Origin of the sequence: Streptomyces sp. NPDC002055, from assembly GCF_040296705.1 — a bacterium.
Taxonomy (GTDB): Bacteria; Actinomycetota; Actinomycetes; order Streptomycetales; family Streptomycetaceae; genus Streptomyces.
In genome coordinates, this window is the sequence record NZ_JBEOXS010000045.1 from 37,272 (window position 1) to 59,171 (window position 21,900).

The 21,900-nt window shown below is 70.1% G+C and carries 24 protein-coding genes and 3 pseudogenes; 16 read left to right on the forward strand and 11 right to left on the reverse strand.

Going from position 1 to position 21,900, the window contains the following annotated elements:
• Positions 1-270: 270 nt before the first annotated feature.
• The gene (locus tag ABT112_RS25015) at positions 271-690 is read left to right on the forward strand and encodes a MarR family winged helix-turn-helix transcriptional regulator (protein ID WP_351513142.1); all 420 of its coding nucleotides are present in this window, start codon (positions 271-273) and stop codon (positions 688-690) included.
• Positions 687-1,982, forward strand: coding sequence for an MFS transporter (locus ABT112_RS25020; RefSeq protein WP_351513144.1), 1,296 nt, complete (start codon positions 687-689; stop codon positions 1,980-1,982). Before ABT112_RS25015 ends, ABT112_RS25020 begins: the two co-directional genes overlap by 4 nt.
• A 47-nt stretch (positions 1,983-2,029) precedes the next feature.
• Here the strand turns inward: ABT112_RS25020 and ABT112_RS25025 are convergent, their stop codons facing one another.
• From ABT112_RS25025 to ABT112_RS25050, 6 genes are all read right to left on the reverse strand, one after another.
• Positions 2,030-2,449 carry a TOBE domain-containing protein gene (locus tag ABT112_RS25025; RefSeq protein WP_351513146.1) on the reverse strand — a complete coding sequence of 140 codons (420 nt, stop codon included), beginning with the start codon at positions 2,447-2,449 and terminating at the stop codon, positions 2,030-2,032.
• Between the two features lie 164 nt (positions 2,450-2,613).
• Entirely contained in the window at positions 2,614-3,702 is a 1,089-nt protein-coding gene (locus ABT112_RS25030; RefSeq protein WP_351513148.1) for an ABC transporter ATP-binding protein, read from the reverse strand.
• A complete protein-coding gene (locus ABT112_RS25035; protein WP_351513150.1) occupies positions 3,699-4,559 on the reverse strand; it encodes an ABC transporter permease in 861 nt (286 codons plus the stop codon). Before ABT112_RS25035 ends, ABT112_RS25030 begins: the two co-directional genes overlap by 4 nt.
• Complete coding sequence (gene modA, locus ABT112_RS25040; RefSeq protein WP_351513152.1) at positions 4,556-5,383, reverse strand: molybdate ABC transporter substrate-binding protein; 828 nt, start codon at positions 5,381-5,383, stop codon at positions 4,556-4,558. Before modA ends, ABT112_RS25035 begins: the two co-directional genes overlap by 4 nt.
• Before the next feature lie 302 nt (positions 5,384-5,685).
• Entirely contained in the window at positions 5,686-6,081 is a 396-nt protein-coding gene (locus tag ABT112_RS25045; protein WP_351513154.1) for a TOBE domain-containing protein, read from the reverse strand.
• A gap of 259 nt (positions 6,082-6,340) precedes the next feature.
• Positions 6,341-7,522 (reverse strand): cytochrome P450 family protein, encoded by a 1,182-nt coding sequence (locus tag ABT112_RS25050; RefSeq protein ID WP_351513156.1) that lies wholly within the window; start codon positions 7,520-7,522, stop codon positions 6,341-6,343.
• A gap of 114 nt (positions 7,523-7,636) precedes the next feature.
• On the opposite strand from ABT112_RS25050, the pseudogene ABT112_RS25055 reads away from it, so the two are divergent.
• Positions 7,637-7,750, forward strand: a pseudogene (locus ABT112_RS25055) (type I-E CRISPR-associated endonuclease Cas1e); the annotation flags it as partial.
• 26 nt (positions 7,751-7,776) lie between these two features.
• Here ABT112_RS25055 and ABT112_RS25060 read toward each other — a convergent pair.
• Positions 7,777-8,151, reverse strand: coding sequence for a hypothetical protein (locus ABT112_RS25060; protein ID WP_351513158.1), 375 nt, complete (start codon positions 8,149-8,151; stop codon positions 7,777-7,779).
• Positions 8,148-8,690 (reverse strand): hypothetical protein, encoded by a 543-nt coding sequence (locus ABT112_RS25065; protein ID WP_351513160.1) that lies wholly within the window; start codon positions 8,688-8,690, stop codon positions 8,148-8,150. The genes ABT112_RS25060 and ABT112_RS25065 overlap by 4 nt, the downstream gene beginning before the upstream one ends.
• A 366-nt stretch (positions 8,691-9,056) precedes the next feature.
• Between ABT112_RS25065 and ABT112_RS25070 the strand changes: the two genes are divergently transcribed.
• Both ABT112_RS25070 and ABT112_RS25075 read left to right on the forward strand, forming a co-directional pair.
• Positions 9,057-10,100, forward strand: a complete 1,044-nt coding sequence (locus ABT112_RS25070; RefSeq protein WP_351513162.1) for an SGNH/GDSL hydrolase family protein — start codon at positions 9,057-9,059, stop codon at positions 10,098-10,100.
• A gap of 270 nt (positions 10,101-10,370) precedes the next feature.
• A complete protein-coding gene (locus ABT112_RS25075; RefSeq protein ID WP_351513164.1) occupies positions 10,371-10,955 on the forward strand; it encodes a DinB family protein in 585 nt (194 codons plus the stop codon).
• A 127-nt stretch (positions 10,956-11,082) separates the two neighbouring features.
• Here ABT112_RS25075 and ABT112_RS25080 read toward each other — a convergent pair.
• Positions 11,083-11,307, reverse strand: a pseudogene (locus tag ABT112_RS25080) (DUF4158 domain-containing protein); the annotation flags it as partial.
• 282 nt (positions 11,308-11,589) lie between these two features.
• Between ABT112_RS25080 and ABT112_RS25085 the strand changes: the two are divergent.
• The 3 genes from ABT112_RS25085 to ABT112_RS25095 are packed head-to-tail and all read left to right on the forward strand — an operon-like array spanning position 11,590 to position 14,584.
• A complete protein-coding gene (locus tag ABT112_RS25085; protein ID WP_351513166.1) occupies positions 11,590-12,714 on the forward strand; it encodes a tyrosine-type recombinase/integrase in 1,125 nt (374 codons plus the stop codon).
• Positions 12,711-13,046 (forward strand): helix-turn-helix domain-containing protein, encoded by a 336-nt coding sequence (locus ABT112_RS25090; RefSeq protein ID WP_058085259.1) that lies wholly within the window; start codon positions 12,711-12,713, stop codon positions 13,044-13,046. The genes ABT112_RS25085 and ABT112_RS25090 overlap by 4 nt, the downstream gene beginning before the upstream one ends.
• Positions 13,043-14,584 carry a site-specific integrase gene (locus ABT112_RS25095; protein WP_351513168.1) on the forward strand — a complete coding sequence of 514 codons (1,542 nt, stop codon included), beginning with the start codon at positions 13,043-13,045 and terminating at the stop codon, positions 14,582-14,584. The genes ABT112_RS25090 and ABT112_RS25095 overlap by 4 nt, the downstream gene beginning before the upstream one ends.
• 28 nt (positions 14,585-14,612) lie before the next feature.
• Here ABT112_RS25095 and ABT112_RS25100 read toward each other — a convergent pair whose 3' ends face one another.
• Together ABT112_RS25100 and ABT112_RS25105 are read right to left on the reverse strand one after the other, a co-directional pair.
• The gene (locus ABT112_RS25100) at positions 14,613-15,512 is read right to left on the reverse strand and encodes an aminoglycoside phosphotransferase family protein (protein WP_351513170.1); all 900 of its coding nucleotides are present in this window, start codon (positions 15,510-15,512) and stop codon (positions 14,613-14,615) included.
• 167 nt (positions 15,513-15,679) lie between these two features.
• Positions 15,680-16,309 carry a winged helix-turn-helix transcriptional regulator gene (locus tag ABT112_RS25105; protein WP_351513172.1) on the reverse strand — a complete coding sequence of 210 codons (630 nt, stop codon included), beginning with the start codon at positions 16,307-16,309 and terminating at the stop codon, positions 15,680-15,682.
• Positions 16,310-16,390: 81 nt separating this feature from the next.
• On the opposite strand from ABT112_RS25105, the gene ABT112_RS25110 reads away from it, so the two are divergent.
• The 8 genes and pseudogenes from ABT112_RS25110 to ABT112_RS25145 form a co-directional block, all read left to right on the forward strand.
• Positions 16,391-17,143, forward strand: a complete 753-nt coding sequence (locus tag ABT112_RS25110; protein ID WP_351513174.1) for an MBL fold metallo-hydrolase — start codon at positions 16,391-16,393, stop codon at positions 17,141-17,143.
• A gap of 23 nt (positions 17,144-17,166) precedes the next feature.
• A complete protein-coding gene (locus ABT112_RS25115) occupies positions 17,167-17,811 on the forward strand; it encodes an NAD(P)-dependent oxidoreductase (protein ID WP_351513176.1) in 645 nt (214 codons plus the stop codon).
• 3 nt (positions 17,812-17,814) lie between these two features.
• Positions 17,815-19,080 carry a multidrug effflux MFS transporter gene (locus ABT112_RS25120; protein WP_351513178.1) on the forward strand — a complete coding sequence of 422 codons (1,266 nt, stop codon included), beginning with the start codon at positions 17,815-17,817 and terminating at the stop codon, positions 19,078-19,080.
• A 347-nt stretch (positions 19,081-19,427) separates the two neighbouring features.
• On the forward strand, positions 19,428-19,964 hold the full coding sequence (locus tag ABT112_RS25125) for a DUF4240 domain-containing protein (RefSeq protein ID WP_351157020.1): 537 nt from the start codon (positions 19,428-19,430) through the stop codon (positions 19,962-19,964).
• A gap of 315 nt (positions 19,965-20,279) precedes the next feature.
• A complete protein-coding gene (locus ABT112_RS25130) occupies positions 20,280-20,765 on the forward strand; it encodes an Asp23/Gls24 family envelope stress response protein (RefSeq protein WP_351513180.1) in 486 nt (161 codons plus the stop codon).
• A gap of 69 nt (positions 20,766-20,834) precedes the next feature.
• Positions 20,835-21,098 carry a hypothetical protein gene (locus ABT112_RS25135; protein ID WP_351513190.1) on the forward strand — a complete coding sequence of 88 codons (264 nt, stop codon included), beginning with the start codon at positions 20,835-20,837 and terminating at the stop codon, positions 21,096-21,098.
• Between the two features lie 125 nt (positions 21,099-21,223).
• Entirely contained in the window at positions 21,224-21,541 is a 318-nt protein-coding gene (locus ABT112_RS25140; RefSeq protein ID WP_351513182.1) for an Asp23/Gls24 family envelope stress response protein, read from the forward strand.
• A gap of 30 nt (positions 21,542-21,571) precedes the next feature.
• Positions 21,572-21,900: pseudogene (locus tag ABT112_RS25145) on the forward strand (hypothetical protein); the annotation flags it as partial.

The following is a 21,900-nucleotide window of genomic DNA, read 5'->3' on the forward strand; positions in this document are numbered from 1 at the left end:
CAGCCACCCGGGCGGGCAGAGTGCAAGGACTTCTGGCCCTCGACTCGGCCCCCGCGTAGCGAGCGGCCTGCGAGGGGAAGCGTTGCCATGGTCTCAGCGGTCAAGTCGCTTGCACGGCACGGCTACCACTGAGCGGAAATGATCAACTCCCCTGCCCAGCGGTGCAGTACACCCGGTCCCACCAGGCGAGACGGAAGCCGGTGAAGGAAGACCCGGAAACCTCTCGTGCACTACTGTCTCGTGTGCAAGCGATTAGAGCGGGAGGCAACCGTGGAGATCGATAACTGCGTCATCTTCGCCCTCGGCAAGGCGTACCAGAGGGCGCACGGCGAACTGAAATCCCGTCTGAGACCGCTCGGCCTGACGGTTCCTCAGTACTCCGTGCTGGCCGGCCTGTGGGAACAGGACGGCCGCACCGCGGCCCAGTTGCGTGAGCGTCTGGTCATGGACAGTGCCACTCTCACCGGCGTTCTCGACCGGCTCGAACGTGCCGGCCTCGTCAACCGGTTCCCTGACGAGAAGGACCGGCGCCTCGTGCGGCTGGGGCTCACGAAGGCCGGCACCGCGCTGCGCGAGGAGGTGCAGCGCATGGTCACCGAGCTCAACGCGGAGCTCCTGCAACTGCTCCCGCCCCAGGAGGCGGAACCGCTGCGCGCCGCGCTGCGCACCCTGGCGAAAGGAGAACCGTGAAGAGGGCGACCGAACCACACGTCCACCCGGCCTGGGGCATGCTCGCCCTGGTCCTGCTCGGACTGCTGACCGCCCAGGGCGCCCGGATCGCCTTCGGCGCCTTCGTCCCCGCCTGGAGAGAGGGGCTCCACGCCGACCTCGGCACCATCAGCCTGATCGGCATGGTGAGTTACCTCGTCTACGGCCTCACACAGCCGCTCGTCGGCCAGCTCTCCGGACGTTTCGGTCCCCGGGCGGTGCTCTGCGCCGGCATCTTCGTCGCGGGTGTGGGCCTGGTGCTTTCGTCCATGGCGTCCTCCGTGCCGGCCCTGATGCTCCTGTACGGCACGCTCGCCTCGCTCGGTTTCAGCGCGGCCTCCGGCGTGACCGCGGGACTTGTGGTGCGGCACTGGTTCACCGAGCGCCGCGGCCTGGCCTTCGGTCTGGTCGAATCGGGCTTCGGTGCGGGCCAGTTCGTCTTCACCCCGCTCTCCCTGTTCCTGATCGAGGCCTACGGGTGGCGCAACACCCTCGTTGTCGAGGGCGTCCTGCTGACAGCCGTCGTGGGGCCGCTGGTCACCGTGCTGCTGCGGTCGTCACCCGCCGACCGCGGCCTTGAACCGTACGGTGGCCCGGACCTGACGGAGGTACCGGAACGCCACGCGGACCAGGACACCGGGCGCCCCACCGCGCGGGAGGCGCTGCGTTCCCCGCTGCTGTGGGGACTGCTCGCGCCGTTCTTCGTGTGCGGGGTGACGACCACGGGCCTGATGGACACCCATCTGGTCTCCATCGCCCATGAGCACGGCGCCTCCACCGCGCTGACCGGCACGGCGGTGAGCCTGCTCGCCGTGGCGAACATCGCGGGCACCGTGGCCTCAGGACCGCTGAGCGACCGCTACAGCTGCGCCCGCATCCTCGCCGCCCTGTACGGGGTGCGCGCGCTGATCCTGATCCTGCTGGCGCTCGCCCCCTACGGGGCGTGGCTCGTGGTCATCAGCGTCGCCTTCGGCCTCGTCGACTTCGCCACCGTGGCACCCACGCATCTGATCGCCACCCGGAACTTCCCGGCCGCGTCCCTGGGGCTCGTCTTCGGCATGCTGTCGATGGCGCACCAGGTCGGCTCCGCACTCGGCTCGTACCTGCCCGGCCTGCTCTTCGACATGACGGCCAGCTACACCCCGACCCTTCTCGGGTCCTCCGCGGCACTGCTCGCCGCGATGCTCGGCTGTCTCGTCGCCCTGCCCGGCAACTCCCGTCCCGAGGGTGCCGCCCAGCCGCAGCCACAGCCGCTGAGAAGCGACGCCGGCTGAGAATCCGGAACGGGAGTTGCCGGGACCCCGGCGCCCCCGGCGTCGTCTCACACGGTCGCGAGCGCGACCTCGGTCGACTTCATCAGCGCGACCACAGGAGAGCCGGCTTCCAGGCCGAGGTCCGTCACGGCGTCCTTGGTGATCACCGCGGTCAGCTCGCCGCCCTCGACCGTGATCTTGACGGAGGCCATGGCACCGCCGGTGGCGACACCGGTGACCGTGCCGGGCAACCGGTTGCGGATGGACAGCCCCTCCACCGGGCCCGTGGCCAGCGCGACCTCCGTCGACTTCACCAGCGCGCGGACGGCGGAGCCCTCGGCGAGGCCGAGATCCTCGACGGACTCCAGCGTGATGGCCGCGGTGAGGTACCGGCCGCCGTCGAGGCGGACCTCGACCGTCGCCATGACGCCACCCGGCAAGACAGAGGTGACGGTGCCGGGGAGCTGATTGCGGATGCTCAGGCTCATGACGGACGCCTCACGCGAAGAGGAAGGGTGTGTCTCGCTTCGGTCCTGCCACGGCCCACCGTAGTCGGGGCCGGCCGGTGCCGCCGGTGGAACTCGACGTATCCGCGATGCGCGGGGTGGGCGGCGGCTCGCAGATGTGGCGCCGCCCGGCATCGCGCGCGTTCTCAGACGGGGTACGCATGGGTCTGCGTCGCCTTCACCGCCGCCCAGACCTCCGCGCCCGGGGACAGATCGAGTTCGGCGGCGGCGACCGTGGTCAGGTCCGCGGCGAGCGGAAGCTCACCGGTGAGGTCGGCGCGGATCTGGTCGCCGTGGGTCTCCAGGCCCGCGACCTCGCAGTGCCAGAGGTTGCGGGCGCTGGAGCCGTGGGGGCGGTCGCGGTGGAGGGTGACCGCGCTCGGCGGGAACGCCACGAAGACCGGGCCCGACACGGCCTCCGTGGTGGTGACGGACGGGCCGGCGTCGAGGCGGACGCAGTGGCCGTCGGCCTCGCCCCGGTACAGGTTCAGACCGACCAACTGGGCGATGTAGTCCGTTCGGGGATGGCGGGCGATGTCGGATGGAGAGCCCTCCTGGACGACCCGGCCGTCCTCGACGACGACCAGACGGTCGGCCAGCACCATGGCGTCCAACGGGTCGTGCGTGACCAGGACGGCGACCGCTTCGAACGCGGCCAGGTGCCGCCGGAGCCGGGTGCGTACCTCCAGCCGGGTGCGGGCGTCCAGCGCCGCCAGCGGCTCGTCCAGGAGCAGCAGGCGCGGACGGGTGGCCAGCGCGCGGGCCAGCGCGACACGCTGGGCCTGGCCGCCGGACAGCTTGCGCGGCTTGGCGCCGATGTGATCCGCGAGGCCGAGACGGCCGAGCCAGTCGGCGGCCTGGGCCCGCGCCGCCGCCTTCGTCACGCCCTGACAGCGCGGCCCGAAGGCCACGTTGTCCAGGGCGGTCAGGTGAGGGAAGAGCAGATAGTCCTGGAAGACGACACCGACCGGGCGGGACTCCGGCGGCGTACGCTCCAACGCCGTACCGTCCAGCCGCAGACGGCCGCCGGTGAGCGGCGTCAGGCCGGCGAGGGCACGCAGGGCGGTGGTCTTTCCGGCGCCGTTCGGGCCCAGCAGTGCGACCACCTCGCCCGGCGCGACGCTCAGCGCCACGTCGAGCCGGAAGGTGCCGCGGTCCACGACCAGGTGGGCGTCGAGTCCGTCCGCGGACCTGCCGGCGCGGGGGGTGTGGGCGGCGTCGTGGGTCTCGGTCATCCTGCTGTCATCCAACGGTCGCGCAGGCCGGCCAGCACCGCGACGGACACGGCGAGCAGGACCAGGCTGAGCGCGACGGCGGCCTCCGGGTCGCTCTGCAGGGCCAGGTACACGGCCAGCGGCATGGTCTGGGTACGGCCGGGGAAGTTGCCGGCGAAGGTGATCGTCGCGCCGAACTCGCCGAGGGCGCGGGCCCAGGCCAGGACGGCGCCGGCCGCGATGCCCGGCGCGATCAGCGGCAGCGTGACCCGTCGGAACGCGGTGAAGCGGGAGGCGCCGAGCGTCGTGGCCGCCTCCTCGTAGCGTGGGTCGGCGGCCCGCAGGGTGCCCTCGACGCTGATGACGAGGAACGGCATCGCCACGAATGCCTCCGCGACCACGACCCCCGCCGTGGTGAACGGCAGGGTGACTCCGAACGACGAGTCCAGCCACGTCCCGATGATGCCGTTGCGGCCGAGCGCCATCAGCAGGGCCACACCGCCCACCACCGGTGGCAGGACGAGCGGCAGGGTGACCAGGGCACGCACGAGCCCACGCCCCGGAAACTCGACCCGCGCCAGCAGCCAGGCCAGCGGCACCCCGATCACCAGGCTCACCACGGTCGCCGCCGTCGCACAGACCAGGGACAGCTGGAGCGCCTGCCACACCTCGGTGCTCGTCAGCAGGGAGGGCATGCTTCGCCAGGGGGCCTTGATCAGCAGGGCGACGAGTGGCAGGCCCAGGAACACCAGGCCGGTCAGTGCGGGCACCAGCAGCGGCAGTGGCACGCCGCGCGCCGTGGTCCGGACACGCCGACGCCGCGGCCCACCCTTGCGGGTGTCGGTCGCGGCGTCGGACGTGTCGCGCGGGAACGTCACGGCTCGAGGAACCCGGCCCCGGTCAGGGCCTTCTGTCCCTCGGCGGACTCCACCAGCGCGATGAATGCCTTGGCGGCCTCGGCGTTCGGCGCGTCCTTGAGCCGGGCGATCGGGTAGTCGTTGATGGCCTTGGCCGACTCGGGGAACTCCACGCCCTCCACCTTGCCACCCGCGGCCTTCACATCGGTCCTGTAGACCACCGCGGCGTCGGCCTCCTTCAGCACCACCTTGTTCAGGGCGGACTTGACGTCCTGCTCGTAGGAGGCGGGGGTGAGCTCGAGGTCACCGGCGTCGAGGGCCTTCTGTGCGGCGGCGCCACAGGGCACCTCCTTGTCGCACAGCACCACCTTCATGCCGGACTCGGTGAGGTCCTTCAGGGAGGTGACCTTGTCGGGGTTGTCCGGCAGGGTGGCGATCTCCAGCTGGTTGCGCACGAAGGTCGACGGGGTGCCGACCGTGTCCCCCTTGTCCGTCACGATCTTCATCGTCTTGGGGCTGGCGGCGGCGAACACATCGGCCGGGGCGCCTCCGGTGATGCTCGCCGCGAGGTTGTCGCTGCCGCCGAAGCTGAACGTGACCTTCGTACCGGGGTGTTCCTTCTCGAACTCCTTGCCCAGCGTCGTGAAGCTCTCCTTGAGCGAGGCCGCGGCGAACACGGTCACCGTGCCGGACAGCTTGTCCGACGAGGAGGCGGACGTGGCGGAGTCCGACGTCGCGGAGGAGTCCGAGTCGGACGACGAGCAGGCACTCAGGGCCAGCAGGGCGGCGGCACCTGCACCGGCCACCTGAAGGGTCCGGCGGGTCCGGCGCGCGGTACGGGTCATCACGGGTCCACTCCCTTGGGTCCTGACGGACACATCTACCTCCCGCCGTCGACCGGGCGCCTCACGGTGTCGGAGCCGGCACCGGGCATGGCGGCGTCTCCGTTCCGGTAGGTGTGCATGCGCCGATGATACTGCCGCAGATGCAAGGTGAAAGTCTTCTGTGGCTTCGCATGAGCCGGAACACTGATCGACACGGCTGGCATGTGCGTTTCCACGGGGAGCGGGGCGCCGCAAGGACCGCTTGCGCTTCCTGATCGCCGTTTTTCGGGGCGGACGGTCACCACGCCCTGGGCGGGGGCCGCTCAGACGCGGTCGATGTGCACGTTCGTCGACTTCACCCGGGCGGTGGCCTCCACCCCCACCTCCAGCCCCAGTTCCTCCACGGCCTCCCGCGTGAGCAGCGACACCAGCCGGTGCGGACCGGCCTGAATCTCCACCTGGGCGGCGACGTCGCCGAGCTTGATCGCGGTGACGATCCCGGGGAAGGCATTGCGGACCGAGGTGTGGGAGGCGTCCTCCTCGGCGCTCCCGCTCCTGGCGAGCTCCACGGAGAAGGCGGCCAGGTCCTTCCCGTCGATGAGCCGTTTCCCGCCCTCGTCGCGGTGGGTCGCCATCCGGCCGGCGTCCGCCCATCGCCGTGCGGTGTCCGGGCTCACGCCGAGCAGCCGTGCCGCCTGGCCGATCGTGTATGACTGCATGCGCGCAACGATAGGACAGGTGCGGGACGGGAACCGCAGCCAACAGCACGGATGGTGGCCGCCGCGGCGGACGGGCGCGGAGCTGTCCGGGACTCCTGCGGCACGCCGGGCCGTTCCCCCGAGGGGCACGTGCTCGCTCGGCCGGGCCGATCCGGCACCGGCGCAAGGCGTGCGAGGACTGTCCGGAGCCGCTCGCCGTCCGGGAAGGAGTACGCGGAGACGGCGATGAGTGGTGGGCAAGCGCGGCGTCGTGGGCGTTCTACCAAGCGACGGGCAGAGATTTCAGGCCTCTCATCAACCGTGTCCGTCGCCACTCCAGCTCATCTGCGCCGATGGCGAGCCGCACGTCGGGGAAGCGAGTGATGAGAGCCCGCAGCGCGATGTGGCCTTCCGCCTTCGCCAGAGGTGCTCCCAGGCACCGGTGAATGCCGTGACCGAACGCCAGATGGCCGCCGGCGTCGCGGTCGAGGTCGAGTGCGTCGGGGTTGGTGAAGCGGTGCGGGTCACGATTGGCCGCACCGGGGGCGATGAGGACGGGGACTCCGGGGGGAATGTCGACCCCTCCGAGGGTCATTGATGCGGTGGTGTAGCGGAATGTCGCAATTCCGACGGGGGAGTCGAAGCGAAGGAGCTCATCCAGAACCGCTTCCAGTAGAGCCGGCTCGTTGCGCACCCGGGTGAGAGCTTCCGACGATTGAAGGAGAGCCAGGGCGGCGTTGCCGATGAAGTTCGTCGTGGTCTCGTGACCTGCAACGAGCAAGAGAACGGCCAGAGAGACGAGTTCGTCCTCGCTGAGCCGGTCCTCGCCGTCCCGTGCCTGGATGAGGTCCTGCAGCACACTTCCGTCCGGAGAACGGCGCTTGGCGGCGATGAGCCCGGCCATGTAGTCCGCCATGGCGTGTGAGGCGGCGTCGACCCGGTCGGGTTCCCCGGCTGAGAAGAGGTCGTTCGACCAGGTCCGTACCTCCGCCCGGTCCGCATCGGGCACACCGAGAAGTTGGCAGATGACGGTGACAGGGAGCGGGACGGCGAGCTCCGCCACGAGGTCGGCTCCTCCTCCCGGCGCCCACTGGTCGAGGAGTTCGTCGGTCACCTCCTGGATGTACGGCCGCAGCCGGCCGACGGCTCCGGGGGTGAACGCCTTGGTGACGAGGCGCCGGAGCCGGGTGTGCTGGGGAGGGTCACTGGCCAGCATGCTGTGGGACACAGCGGGATGCAGGTGACGACGGCTCGGCCGACCGGCGAAGAACCGCGCCGTGTCCTTCGACAGCCGAGGGTCGGCGAACGCCTCCCGTGCCTCGGCGCAGCCGGTGACGAGGTAGCTGTGGCGCCCCTCCGGACCGGCGGGGATCTTCTGCACCGGTGCGGTACCGCGCATCCGCGCGTAGGTCTCGTAGGGGTCGCGGAAGAACCGCGGATCCTGCAGGGGGTTATCGCTCATGCTTCTCGGACTGCGTTCGAAGGAGCCGCTATGCCGGTAGCGGGATGGACGACCTCGCTGCGACCGGATGCGCGGGCCACGAGGAGCCGGTCGGTCTCGGCTCGGAGGCTACCCGGTTTCGTCCACTCGGGCCACGAACCGTCCTTCGTTCTCGACGTGGCCGGCCTCTGCACGACGGACACCGGCATTCCCGTCGCCTTCGAGGTTGCCGCGGAAGGACCGGAAGACACCCTGGCGAACGGGTCATGGTTCCGTCACCGGGGTGGCCCGCCGAGGGTTTGAACGATCGTGACCTGGACGGTGACGGGGCCGGGGAGGTGCTGCCGGACGAGGTGGGTGGTGACGGCGGTGCGGACGTGCCGGTGCACTTCGCGGGCGGTGTCCAGTGCCCGGCGGCTTTCGTGGAGGACGCAGCGCACTTCCAGGTGCCAGCCGGAGCCGTGGAGGTCCGGCCGGGCGCGGATGCCGGCTTCGGCGGGCTGTGCGAGCTGGTCGGCGGAGGGCTGGAGGCGTTGGGCGGCTGTGGCCAGACGGTGTTTCAGGCTGGGCTGCAGGCCGATCACGCCGGGGACGGCGAGTGCGGCGCGGGCGGCGACCTGGTCCAGACCGAGTGCTGTGGTCCGGTTCATGAGGTGTCTCTCTCCTGGCGTAGGTCGTCGTGCCGGAGCAGGTCGTCGTGCCGGGCGCGCTCCCGGGGTTCCAGGGTGTCCACGATCTTCAGATCGAGCCGGCCGACCTGCAGGCCGAGTGTGCGGTGCGCGGCGTGGAGAACGGCTGCGCGCACGTGGCGGGCGCGTTCGGGCAGCGGGCGGTCGAGTGCGGCGGCGAGGGTGAGGGTCACCTTGATGCCTGCGGTGTCCCGGTCGGGAGTCAGCCGGCAGCTGACCGCGCGGGCGCCGGGGACGCTGTCGGCCGCCCGGCGCAGGACCCGCGCGGCCGCTGTTCCGGCGATCCGCAGGTCTTCCTCGGTCTCGCCCAGGGGCAGCATGCGGCCGAGGCGGATCTCGGCTCGGACCGCTTGCATCACCCGCTCGGCCAGGGTGTGTCCGCTGGGCCGGGATTGCGGGGACACCTTGGCGGGCGGCCGGCAGCGGGCGAGGGGCTGGCGGTGCATGGCGGGGGCGGTGCCGACGGGCCGGGCGTAGCCCTGGCCGCGCCGTACGGCCACGCTCTCTCCTCGACGAGACCGGACTCTGCGGCGGCGCGGGCCTCTTCGACCAGCCGGCCGGCAACGACCGGACCGACAGAGGCTGTTGCTGCCCCCGACAGGGCGGCTCCTGGACGGTCATGACGGCCCCGAGGGCAACGAGTTCTGCGTGCACCGACCCTGGTCGCCCCGTCTCGCGCGCGCGACCTTAGCGGGCTGTGCCGGGAGCCGACGCAAAGATCCAACGAATTAGCCCGATCGAGTGATCGTGGACCGTTTCACCGGACAGGGCGGGGCGAAGGCGAGGACGATCTTGGCTGAGGTGCGTTCCGCCCCGGGCGTCGTGTTCCGGCCGTCCGGGCGTCTTCCACTGATCCTGGAGGATCCATGCGACACCCTGTCTCCCGACCGCGCACGCGAGCCCTGGCTGTCGGGCTCGCGCTCGCCGCGGCCACACTCTTACCCTCCGGCTCCGCCGGTGCGGCCGACCAGTACGAGTGGGCCGCGCTCGGCGACTCGTACACCGCCGGCGTCTACGTCGGCGACCCGCAGCCCCCGCTGGGGGATCCCTCGCAGGACGGCTGTGCCCGGACCAGCGACTCCTACCCCAGCGTGGTCGAACGGGAACTCGCCGAGTCCCCGCCGGGCAAGCACGTCCGCCTGACCAACGTCGGCTGCAGCAGCGCCGTCATCGCGAACATCGCCAAGGTCAAGCAGACGCCGATCAGCCCGGTCCAGACCCCTGCCGGCGGCTGGCCCGCGGTGGACACGCAGATCAAGCGGGCCGGGCTCGACGACGAGACCGACGTCGTCACCATCGCCATCGGCGGCAACAGCCTGCCCTTCGGCGACATCTTCTCCAAGTGCCTCGACCAGGGCACGATCGGCAAGTCCTGCCGCCAGTACTTCACCGACCCGCCCGAGGGGGAGGAGAGCGTCCGGGAGAGGCTCGCCCGGGTCAAGGGCGAGTACATCGAGATGCTGGCCGAGGTGCACCGGGCCGCGCCCAACGCCAAGGTGCTCACCGTCGGCTACCCGGCCATCATGCCGACCAGGGCCACTGACTGCGACCGCAGGTCCCTCACCGAACTCGGCGCGACCACCCACGCCGACATCGACTGGCTTCGTGACGACGTCCTCAAGCCGCTGAACAAAACGATCCGGCAGGCCTCGTCGCTCTTCGGCGACCGCTACGTCGACGTCTCCTCCTCCGGTGAGGGCCACGACGTCTGTCAGCCCGAGGGCACCAAGTGGATCGAAGGAATCTGCGGCGACGCCGGGGACTACTGGCCCGCCACGTTCCCCGGCACGTCGGTGGACTGCGCTCCCATCGGGAAGCGCGCCACGATGATCCACCCCAACGCCGCGGGACACGCCAACACCGCGGTCAAGGTGGAGCGGGCGATCCGCATCGCCCTCCTCAAACACTGACCCACCGGCCCGTACCCTGACGCCGGAGCCCGGCCCCCCCCGGCCGACGGCTCCGGCGTCGGGGCGTCTGTGCGCTCACGCCGAGTTCGAAACAGCCATGGGTACGCGGTCAGGCGGGCCGGTACTCCGCGTGAGGAATCGGCCCGGTTCTCGTACAGCTGCGGCCAGGTGTCACTCTCCGCTACCTGTCCGTCTGCCGTAGCCATGCGAGAACTGGGCCCATCTACGGGATCTTGAGACCACGAGCAGCCCATGGCAGGCTCATGCCGCATGATCGATGAATTCGCGAAGGACACCCTGCACGGGAGACTGCGGCGGGACCGCAAGGCGCTGCTCTGGAAACTCGACGGCTTGTCCGAATACGACGCCCGCCGGCCTTTGACAGCGACCGGGACCAACCTCTTCGGCCTGGTCAAACACGTGGCCACCGTCGAGGCCAGGTACTTCGGCGAGGTCTTCGACCGCCCTTCCCCGGAACCGCTGACCCGGTGGCAGGACTCCAACGGCAGCGATCTGTGGGCGACCGAGGACGAGACCCGCGATCAGATCATCGGGTTCTACCGGCGCATGTGGGAACACTCGGACGCGACGATCAACGAGCTTCCCCTCGACGCCCCCGGCCACGTGCCGTGGTGGCCGCAGCCTCATGCCGACACGAACCTGTTCGCCGTCCTGGTCCATGTCCTCGGCGAGTCCATCCGGCATGCCGGGCACGCCGATATCCTGCGCGAGGGCCTCGACGGCCGGACCGGGTTGCGCGCCGAGCACGAGAAGCAGATCGACGAGGAAGCCCGTGCAGCCTACTGCGCGAAGATCGAGCAGGCCGCCAGGTCGGCCGCACCCATCAAGGCTTAGTTGGAAATACCAGGTTGGAAATACCAGTTGGAAATGTCAGGTTGGAAATATCAGGCAGCCTGACATCGGCTCCCCTACCGGCGCTTGCGATTTCCGAGCACCCCGGCCACCTGATGTGCCCGCGTCACCCGATGGCGTGCGTCCACGCCCGGCCGTGCAGGAACGTTCGGAACCGCCGAGACCACTCCGGGGCCTCGTGCTCGTGGTACCCGTAGGCGTTCCGGATCTCCCACGCGTGCTCGTACGCCGTCTGCGGCCGCTCGGTGTACCGCTTCACCACCGACGGATCCTCGATCCCGGGCTGCGCGGCCAGGTGCTCGACCACCGGCCATGGCGCGTCCAGCGGGTCGTCCGGATCGATCTCAGCGCCAACCGCTGTACCGATGTTCCAAGCGCCGCCAATTGCATCTGATGCGAACTCGCGACGGTTCGCGAATCGTCGTGGCCAACGGCGCCCACCAGCGTGCTGACCATCGAATTTGGCCCGGCCTGCTGGCGGCGACGGTAGCGGCGGACGTAAGGACGACGCCAGCTGGTGTCACTCGTCCGGCTGACTGAACTGCGGTTTGTCCGTCGACTCGCATCAGATGCGGTTTTCTCGCATACGACGCGAGTGACGGAGGGTGGTGGACCGGTGGGCTTCAACGGGTCGATCCCAGGTGCGGCACGGCTGCACCTAGTGGACGGAGTCGCGCTGCTGCGGCCGGAGGAACAGGTCTTCACCGCGATGTTGACCGGGTTCGCCAACCAGCAGCTCGCGCGGAATCTGGCCCGGACGACGGTGGAGGGCCGTGAGAACACGGTCAAGGCGTTCGCCACGTACGTGAACACCTACCCGTGGCACTGGACGCCGGCGATGGTCGACGAGTGGCTCGGTGACCTGCGCTCGCTGCGGGACCTGCGCCGTTCCACGATCCGGTCCTACTCGGAAGCGGTCCGGGCCTTCTGCCACTTCGTCACCGACCCGCTCTACGACTGGGCGGCCACGTGCGAGGAGCGGTTCGGCACCCACCCGGTCCAGGTCGTGCAGGAGTGGAACACCGCGGTGCACGTCCAGGACAACGAGGCCGACGCGAAGAAGCGCGCGTTCACCAAGGCCGAGCTGCACGCCTTCTTCGAGCACTGCGACGACGAGGTCGCCCGGATCAGGGCCTTCGGACGCAAGGGCTGGCTGCCGGCGTTCCGCGACGCGACCCTGTTCAAGACCGCCTACGCCTACGGGCTGCGGCGCAACGAGACGCGGATGCTCGACGCCGCCGACTTCGGCCGCAACCCGCACGGCGCCGAGTTCGGCGAGTTCGGCCGCTGCCAGGTCCGGTTCGGCAAGGCCAAGAAGGGCTCACCACCCAAGCGCCGCGGCGTGCTGACCGTGTTCGACTGGACCCCCGATGTCCTGGACGAGTGGTTCATCGAGGTCCGCCCGCTGCTGGGCACCGACGGCAACCCGGCGGCCTGGCCGTCCGAGCGCGGGATGCGGATCGGCTGCCAGCGCATCAACTCCCGCTTCATCACCTACCGCAAGGCCCTGGGCCTGGACGACGGACTGGACTACCACTCCTTCCGAAGGTCCTACGTCACCCACCTCATCGAGGACGGCTGGGACCCCCGCTTCGTCCAGGAGCAGGTCGGCCACGAGCACGCCAGCACCACGTCCATCTACACCTGCGTCTCCTCGGACTTCCGCACCCGCACCCTGCGCCGGCACCTGGACGCCACCGTCGCCGCCGCCCTCCGGGCCCAGAAGGGCAGGCAGGCATGAAGCGCAAGGTCGGGTACGCCTGGCGGCTGCGTGAGGTGATGGCCCAGCACCGCATCTTCACCGCGACCGAGCTGGTGCCGCTGCTGCGTGAGCGCGGTATCGACCTGTCCGCCTCCCAGGTCCACCGCATGGTCTCCGGCACCCCCGAGCGGCTGTCGCTGCAGGTCCTGTCCGCGCTCTGCGACATCCTCTCCTGCACCCCGGCCGACCTGGTGGCCACCACCGCCGAGAACGCCGGCGTCCGCAAGACCGCCACCGGCGACCTGCCCACCCCGCCCTCGAACGTCGCGAAGCTCCGGCCCCGCGCGGCCCGCATCCTGCCCGACGCATGAGCCGCCCCTACGCCACCGACGAGCAGTACGAACGCTGGTACATGGCCGAGTGCTGCCGCTGCGGCCAGCGTCGACACAAGGCCGGCACATGGCCGGACGGCTACGTCTGCCGGACCTGCTCGGACCGCGCGGTGCGAACACGAGGCACCTGCCCCGGATGCGGCCAGGACCGGGCCCTCCCCGGACTCCACCCCGTCGACGGCTGCGCGATCTGCACGACCTGCGCCGGCTTCTCCCAGACCTTCGACTGCTCGCGCTGCGGCTTCGAGGGCAAACTCCTCGGCGGCCGACTCTGCGAACGCTGCACCCTCACCGACCGGCTGACCGCCCTGCTGGACGACGGCACAGGCCGCGTTCGCCCCGCGCTGACGCCCCTGCTCACCCTGCTGATGGCGATGGACAAGCCCAGAAGCGGCCTGGCTTGGCTGGAGATGCGCCGCAGCCAGCCGGGAAACGCCTCGCAGCTACTGCGGCGGCTCGGGCTCGGCGAGATCCCTCTGACCCACGACGCCTTCCACGAGCTCCAGCCCTGGCGGGCAGCAGCTCACCTGGAAGAACTCCTGATGGCCAGCGGGGTCCTGCCCGCCGTCGACAAGTACATCTGCTCCTTCCAGCGATGGCTGCCCGGCCACCTGGCAGACATCGCCGATCCCGAACACGTCAAGACGATCAAGCTCTTCGCGACCTGGCACGTCCTTCCCCACCTACGGCAACGGGCCGATCGGAGTCACATCACGCCGAGCGTCCGCCGCTTCGCAGCCGAGCAGATCAAGCACGCGACCACCTTCCTGCGGTGGCTCAGTACCCGGGACAGCACCCTCTCGTCCTGCGGACAGCTCGACATCGACGCCTGGTTCGCCCAGAACACCGAACACGGCCGCACCTGCCTGAGGCCCTTCCTCAACTGGGCCAGGCAGAGCAGCCGTTGTTCACGCTCCCTGTCCATCCCCACCATGAAGGTCTCCCGACGACCCGCGCTGAGCGAGGCCGAGCGCCTGGCCGCACTCGGCCGGTTGCTGACCGACGCAGACACCCCGATGCGCCTCCGTGTCGCCGGCGTCATCGTCCTTCTCTACGCGCAACCCCTGACCCGGATCGTCCAGCTGACGGTCGACGACGTGCTCCACGACGGAGAGACAACGCTTCTGCGGCTCGGGGAGCCCGCTTCCCCCGTCCCCGCACCAGCGGCAGCCCTGCTACTGGCATACATCGCGGACCGCGACAACATGAACACCGCCACCAATCAGGCGTCCCGCTGGCTCTTCCCCGGCCGCCGGGCCGGACGGCCGGCCCGTCCCGACCACATGTCCTCACTCCTGGGCGAGATCGGCATCCCGGTCGCAGCCGCCCGCGGCGCCGCCATCCGGCAACAACTCCTCGAACTTCCCGCCCCCGTCGTCGCGGACGCCCTCGGCTATCACGACAAAACCACCAGCCGCCTCCTCAGAGAAGGCGGCGGGAGCTGGAGCCGATACGCCGCGGGCGATCACACGCGGTCACCGGTGGGCTGGGTGCCTCGGGGAACCCGCGACAGTTGAAAACGCGAGCCACCAGTATCGCCCCCAGTCAAAGGCCCTTCAAAACACGATTAAGTGCCGACCGGCCTGCGGGCCCCCAGTGCGGCTTGCCGCCGGGTAGGCCGCGGTCCCCGTTCTGCCCCATCAGTATCAGGAACAGGCTCTTCATCGCGGCCAGCCCGTGCGCCCGTCGGATCGTTGCCTCATCCGCCTGTGCGTAGCTGTTGAAGAACCGTGAGGCGCCCTCCGTGGGGAGCAACACCCAGGCGGCGGCGAGGTCCCATGCCGGGTCGCCGGCGAAGACGTCGCCGAAGTCGACGACGCCCGCCAGTGTGCCGTCCGCGACGACGACGTTTGCGGGATGCAGGTCACCATGCACCCACACCCGCGGGCCCTCCCACTCGGGAGCCGCAACCGCGTCGTCCCACACGGCCCGGATGTCGTCCTCGGCGAAGTGCCCGAGGGCCACGGCCCGCAGGAAGTGCTCGAAGCCGTCCGTGCACTCCTTGGGATGGCCGCCGCGGTCCGAGGCGTCCGGCGCGTCGGCGGGCGCCTCCACATGCAGCGCCTTGAGGAAGGCCGCCAGCATGTCGGCCGCGTGGTCCCCGCGGGTGATCGAGCCATGGTCCAGCGGGGTGCCGTCAACCCATGTCACGACGGTCCAGATCTTGGGGAAACGCTCGGACGGTGCCCCGCTCCGTACCGGAGTTGGGATCGGAAGCGGCAGCCGCGAGGCCAGCACCGGCAGCCAGCGGCGCTCCTTGAGCTGCAGATCGGGGAGCTTGTCCATCCGCTGCATCCGGACGGCCAACTTGTCCCCGAGGCGCCACATCTGGTTGCCCCAGCCGCCCTCCACCTCACGGATGGGCAGTTCGGCCAGGTCCGGATGCTGTTCCCGCAGCAGGTCGCGGACCAGATCCTCGCTCATCTCAATCTCGGATTCGATCACGCGAAACCACAGTACTTGAGGCAGGTGGAGCCAGCCTTGCCCTTGGGAAGATCCAGTCCCCGATACCCCGCTGGCGATCACACCCGGTCACCGGCGGGCTGGGTTCCTCGGGGAACCCGCGACAGTTGAATACGCGAGCCCACCAGTATATCAGTCTCACACCCGGATCAGCGGGGCAGGATGCGCAGTACTGACTCGCGTTCGCCGCTGAGCCGCAGGCCTTGCTGTACTGCGGCGCTCAGATCGAGGTCGCCGAGCAGGGTCGCGGCCAGCAGGTGCGGCGGTCCGGTCAGTGACGCGGTGGGGTGGTCGACCCGGCCGGCGTGGGTGTGCACCGAGCCGTCCTTGACTTCGATGACCAGGTCTTCGTTGCCGTCGGCGTGCAGTTGCAGGGCGATTGCCGGCTGGTCGGGGCGGTGGTCGGTCAGTGCCCGGGCGGGCATGTCCAGCCAGTGGGTGCGGAAGGTGTCGCTGCCGCCCGGCTCACGCAACAGCGGAATTCCCCATCGGCTCAGTTCCTGCAGCACCGGCTCCAGCGCGCGGCCACGCTCGGTGAGGGAGAACAGGGTGGTGGCCACCGGCGGCGGGGCGGCCTCGCGGTGGATCAGGCCGGCTTCCTCGAGTTCGCGGAGCCGGTCGACCAGCAGGTTGCTGGCGATCCCGGGCAGCCCGTTGCGCAGGTCGGTGTGCCGGCAAGGACCCAGGGCGAGCAGTTCGCGGATGATCAGCAGGGTCCATCGGTCGCCGATGGTGTCCAGTGCTTTCGCGATGCCGCAGTACTGCCCGTAGGTGCGCATGCCACCACCCTACATCGTGGTGTTGAGATTCAAAACTCGCTTGTTGACTTTCTCAACAACGTCGGTCTAGCGTCGCTGCCCATGACCCCCACCCTTTCCGTGCGTCGGCTGGCCTGGGCCGGCGTCGAGATCCGTCTCGGCGACACCCGCCTGCTGATCGACCCGCTCGAGAACGTCGCTCCGCTGGCGCCGGTGATGGGGCCGCCGCACCGGCCGGTCGACCCGGTCGATACCCCGCCCGGCACCCACGCCCTCATCACCCACCTGCACCCCGACCACTACGACCACGACCTGATCGCCCGGATCGCGGCCACCGGCACGATCGGCTGCCACACCCCGAGCGCGGCGGCGCTGCACGAGGTGGGCATCACCCCCGTTGCCCAGGACCTGGGCCAGTCACGCCGCATCGGAAAGCTGACCGTCACCCCGGTGACCTCGCTGGACTGGCGCGGCAACGACTGTGACCAGGTCGCCTGGGTCGTCGAAGGCGCCGGCCGGCGGGTCATCCACTGCGGCGACACCCAGTGGCACGGCAGCTGGTGGCAGATCGCCCGCGACCACGGCCCGTTCGACGTCGCGTTCGTCCCGGTCAACGGCGTCATCGCCCACTTCGAGGGCTACGCGGCCAACGTCCCGGCGACCATGACCCCCGAGCAGGGCGTCGAGGCCGCCGTCGCACTCGGCGCCGGCACCGTCTGCGCCATGCACTACGGCCTGTTCCACAACCCGCCGTTCTACACCGAACAACCCGACATAGAGCAGCGCTTCCAGCACGCCGCCGACGAGCGGGGCATCACTGCGGCCATCATCGCCGACGGCCAGCCCGTCCTCTGACCATCAGAAACAAGGAGCAACACATGAAGATCGTCCTGTTCGGTGCCAGCGGCAACATCGGTCGGCCCACCACCGAGGAACTACTGCGGCGCGGCCACACCGTCACCGCGGTCACCCGAGCCGGCCACGTCGACGGCCTCGACCACAAGGCCCTGACCGTGACCACCGGTGACGTCACAGACGCCGCCGCGGTCGCCGGCCTCGCCGCCTCCCACGACGCCGTACTGTCGGCCGTCGGCCCCCGGATCGGCCAGGAGAACGACCGCGCCACGATCGTCGGTGCCGCCCGTGCGCTGATCGACGGACTTCGCCGAGCCGGCGTCACCCGCCTGGTCACCATCGGCGGTGCCGGTAGCCTGCGCACGCCGACCGGCGCCCGGGTCATGGACGACCCGGACTTCCCCGCGCTGTGGAAGGCCAACGCCCAGGCCCAGTCCGAAGCGCTCGACCTCTACCGCGGCGTGCACGACCTCGACTGGACGTACGTGTCGCCCGCCGCGGTCATCGGAGCGGGCGAGCGGACCGGGGCCTACCGCAGCGCCGGGGACACCCTGCTCACCGACGACGACGGCAACAGCCGCATCTCGTACGCCGACTACGCGATCGCCTTGGCCGACACGATCGAGAGCGGCACCGCGATCCGCCGCCGCATCACCGTGGCGTACTGAGCCATGAGCAACGACGCCGCCGGCCGGCAAACCCGATTCATCGTCCTGCTCGCAGCGCTCGTGGCCCTGGGACCACTGTCCATCGACGGCTACCTGCCCGGACTGCCGGACCTCGCCGGCGACCTGCGCGCCAGCGCCGCGGCCACCCAGCTCACCATCACCGCCTGTCTGGCCGGGCTGGCCATCGGGCAGCTGATCGCCGGGCCGCTGAGCGACACCTACGGCCGGCGGCGTCCGTTGCTGGCGGGCCTCGCCCTCTACACGATCGCCAGCGCGCTCTGCGCGGTGGCGCCCGACGTCCGGACCTTCGTCGGCCTACGCCTGGTCCAGGGCATTGGCGGGGCGTTCGGCATCGTCATCGCCAACGCCATGGTCCGCGACCGCACCTCCGGAACCCGCACCGCACGTCTCTTCTCCGCACTGACCTTGATCACCGGCCTGGCGCCGGTGTTCGCGCCGGTCCTCGGCGGCCAGCTACTGCGCGTCACGGCCTGGCCTGGAATCTTCGTGGCCCTGGCCGTACTCGGCGCCGTGATGCTGGCGGCCTCCGCCGCAGGACTGCCGGAGACCCGGCCCTCCGCGTCACGCCAGCCGCTGCTGGCTGTCGTCGGGCAGCTGCTCAGCGACCGGGTCTTCACCGGGTACGTCCTGGCCAACGGCCTGGTCTTCGCGGCGATGTTCGCCTACATCTCCGGCTCGCCGTTCGTCCTGCAGGAAATCCACGGCCTGTCACCGCAGCAGTACAGCGCCGTGTTCGCCGTCAACGCCGCCGGACTCATTGCGGCCGCCCAGATCAGCGGCCGGCTGGTGGCCCGGGCCGGCGCCCGCGTGCTGCTGCTCGCCGGTCTGCTGGGCGCGACAGCCGGTGGCACCACGGTCCTGGGCGCGGTGCTGACACGGGCACCCCTGCCCGTGCTCCTGATCGGCCTGTTCGTCCTGGTCTCCAGCGTGGGCCTGGTCATGCCGAACGCCGCGGCCCAGGACCTGGCCGACCACGGCGGACACGCCGGGTCGGCCGCCGCTCTGCTCGGCTTCAGCCAGTTCATGTTCGGCGGGGCACTTGCTCCGCTGGCCGGCGCGGGTGGCGCCACCGACGCCTTGCCGATGGGAATCATCGTCGCCGTGCTGCCGGCGCTCGCTCTGCTCACACTCGGCGTCCTCACCCGGTCGATGCCCGGTGAGCGCACTCGCAGGCCGGCTCGCCAAGGACCTGCCGGGCACCGGCGACCGCGCCGGCACATCGATCGCAGACGAGCCGGCATCCAGTGAATCGGGCCAGCGTCTGGCGAACAGGGTGATTCCGCGATCAGCGTGACAGACGTACGACGACGGTCGGGTGCAGCGACGCGTGGAACGCGAAAGATCGGCGTCCCGCCGCAACGAGGCAGGACCTCCGCGATCCGCCAGCTCGTCCTCCAAGCCCCGGCACCCATCATCGCGAAGGCACTCGGCTACCACGACAAGACCGCCACCCGCCTGGTCACCGAAGCCGGAGGATCCTGGAGTCGATATGCACCTGGCGACCACACACGCTGACAGGAGCGACGTGGCTGCTCTGGTGAGCCAAGCTCCCGCGACCGGCCCGATGTCAGTACCAGGTGGCAGGCTCTGCCTCCATGAACAAGCAGCAGTTCTGGCAGCTCATCGAGGCAGCCCGCAATCAGGCGTCCAACCCGAACGACGGCGAAGCGGTCGCTCGCGAGGCGACCTCGCTGCTGGCCTCCCGGCCGGTCGAGGAGATCGTCGCAGCTGAGCAGGTTCTGTGGGACCTGATGGTTGACTCCTACAGCAATCCTCTCTGGGCCGCTGCTTACCTTGCCAACGGTGGGTGCTCTGACGACGGCTTCGACTACTTCCGCGGCTGGCTGATCGCTCAGGGCTGTGAAGTATTCGAGCGCGTAGTCGCTGATCCCGATGCCCTGGCAGAACTGCCCATCGTCCAAGCCTCCGCAGCCGACGGCGTCGACCTGGAGGGTGAGGACATGCTGGGCATCGCCTGGAACGCACACATCTCGGCGACCGGTGATCAGCTCCCAGCGAGCCCACCCACCATCCGCTACCGGGAGCTGGACCCCACCTGGAACTTCGATTTCGATGACCACGACGAAATGACCCGCCGACTGCCCCGCTTGGCAGCTCTCTATCTGGAGTAAGCGGAAGCTCGCAGTCACAAGACGAGGTCCAACAGCAGAGAACGAGACTCCCGGATCACTGTCGGTCATCTCATCGGGCCATGCACACGCCTCGGCTGACTAATACGCGACACCTCAACATGCGCGCCTACCAGTCCCGAGGCCGGACGCAGTGGGCGTAGGGGGCTCAGCGCCGTGCCTGCGTCCGGGCCGGCGGCTCCGCCTGCGCATCTCTCCGGTCTGTGCCGGTCCGGCGTGTGAGGAATGCGGCTGCGGTGTGTCCAATTCTTTGACGGGCACCACACCGGTGTCCGCGCGGATCACGAGGAGATCCCCATGACGGACACCACCGTCCGCCCCACGACTGGCGAGGACCAGTCGCTGAGAGCCGGAAAGACGTCCCAGGACCGCCGGGGCACCGGCACGGCGGCCGAGAGCAGAGGCAGGACCACCATCGCGGACAGCGTGGTGGAGAAGATCGCCGCCATCGCGGCCCGGGAGGTACCGGGCATCCACAGCCTCGGTGCCGGAATGGCCCGCACGTTCGGAGCCGTCCGTGACCGGGTGCCCGGCGGGCGTCCCGACGTGGCTCGCGGAGTGAAGGTCGAGGTGGGCGAGCGTCAGGCCGCCGTGGACCTCGATGTCGTCATCGAGTACGGCATGCCCATCATCGACGTCGCCGGCGACGCCCGCAGCAACGTCATCTCGGCCGTGGAACGCATGACCGGCCTGGAAGTCGTCGAGGTGAACATCGCCGTCGATGACGTCCATCTGCCCGACGAGGAGGACGAACAGGAAGAGACACGGAACCGGGTGACGTAGCCCCGGCATCGTCGTGCTCCGCCCCCGGGCGCGGTGCGGCACGCCGACCCGGAGAGGAGCGAGCACAACATGAGCACAGCAACAGTAGGCCTGCTCGCAGGCATGGCCCTCGGCTTCGCCGGCTACTTCGGTGGCTTCGGCGCATTCCTGGTCGTCGCAGGACTGGGCGCACTGGGCCTGATCATCGGCAGCTTCCTGCAGGGCGACCTCGTCCTGGGGGAGTTCGTGCACCGCCGGGACGAAAGAGAGCCCCGAACCGCCGCTGCGGGGCCCCGCAGCTCCTACCCGCGGCCCCGGAATGACTTCGGCCCCACCCGGAGCCGAGTGCGATGAGCACCCCATCGTCCCCTCTTTCGCTTCCGACCGGACGGACCGGACGGCCCGCGCAGGCCGGGCCGATCGGAAGCCCGGGGGCCGAGGCCACTCGGGCCCTGCCTCCGGCCGAGCGGGGGGCAACGGTGATCCCCAGCAGAGTGGTGGCCCGTATCGGAGCGCGAGCCGCACACGAGGAACTGACCCGCCAGGCGGGGAGTACACCCGTACACCGCGGCCTCACCGCTCCCCGCTCCACGGCCACCGTGCACCACGGCTCGGTCCGCCTGGGGCTTTCACTCGACCTGCCCTACCCCATCGACATCGCCCGCGCCTCGACGGAGATTCAACGCCACGCCGCGGAGCGGGTGACCCGGCTGACCGGCATGCCCATCGACCGCGTCACCCTGACCGTCCAGCAGTTGGTCCCCGAAGAGAACCCGGCCAGGCTCCGAGCACGCTGAGCCCGCGAAGCCCGGGCCGCAGAGGAAGCCATGACCTACGAACAGGACAAGCCCACGACGGGCCCCGGCCCCCTGAGTTCGGCCCGTGAACCACCCGGCCCGGTGCATCCGGACAAGCGCTCCGCAGACGCCGGACAGCCTGCGGGAAACGGTGCGCTCCCGCCCGGCCCCGACATGGGTGTCGAGCAGCCCGGCCCCGACACGGGTGTCGAGCAGCACAAACCGCCGCGACGGCCGTGGTCCACACGCAGAATCACGGCATCGCTGGCCGCGGCCGCCGTACTGGGCGCCGCGGGATTCCTCCTGTTCGACGTCGTATGGGCCCGCACGGGGCACAGCGCCATCGGGGGCCGGGGCCT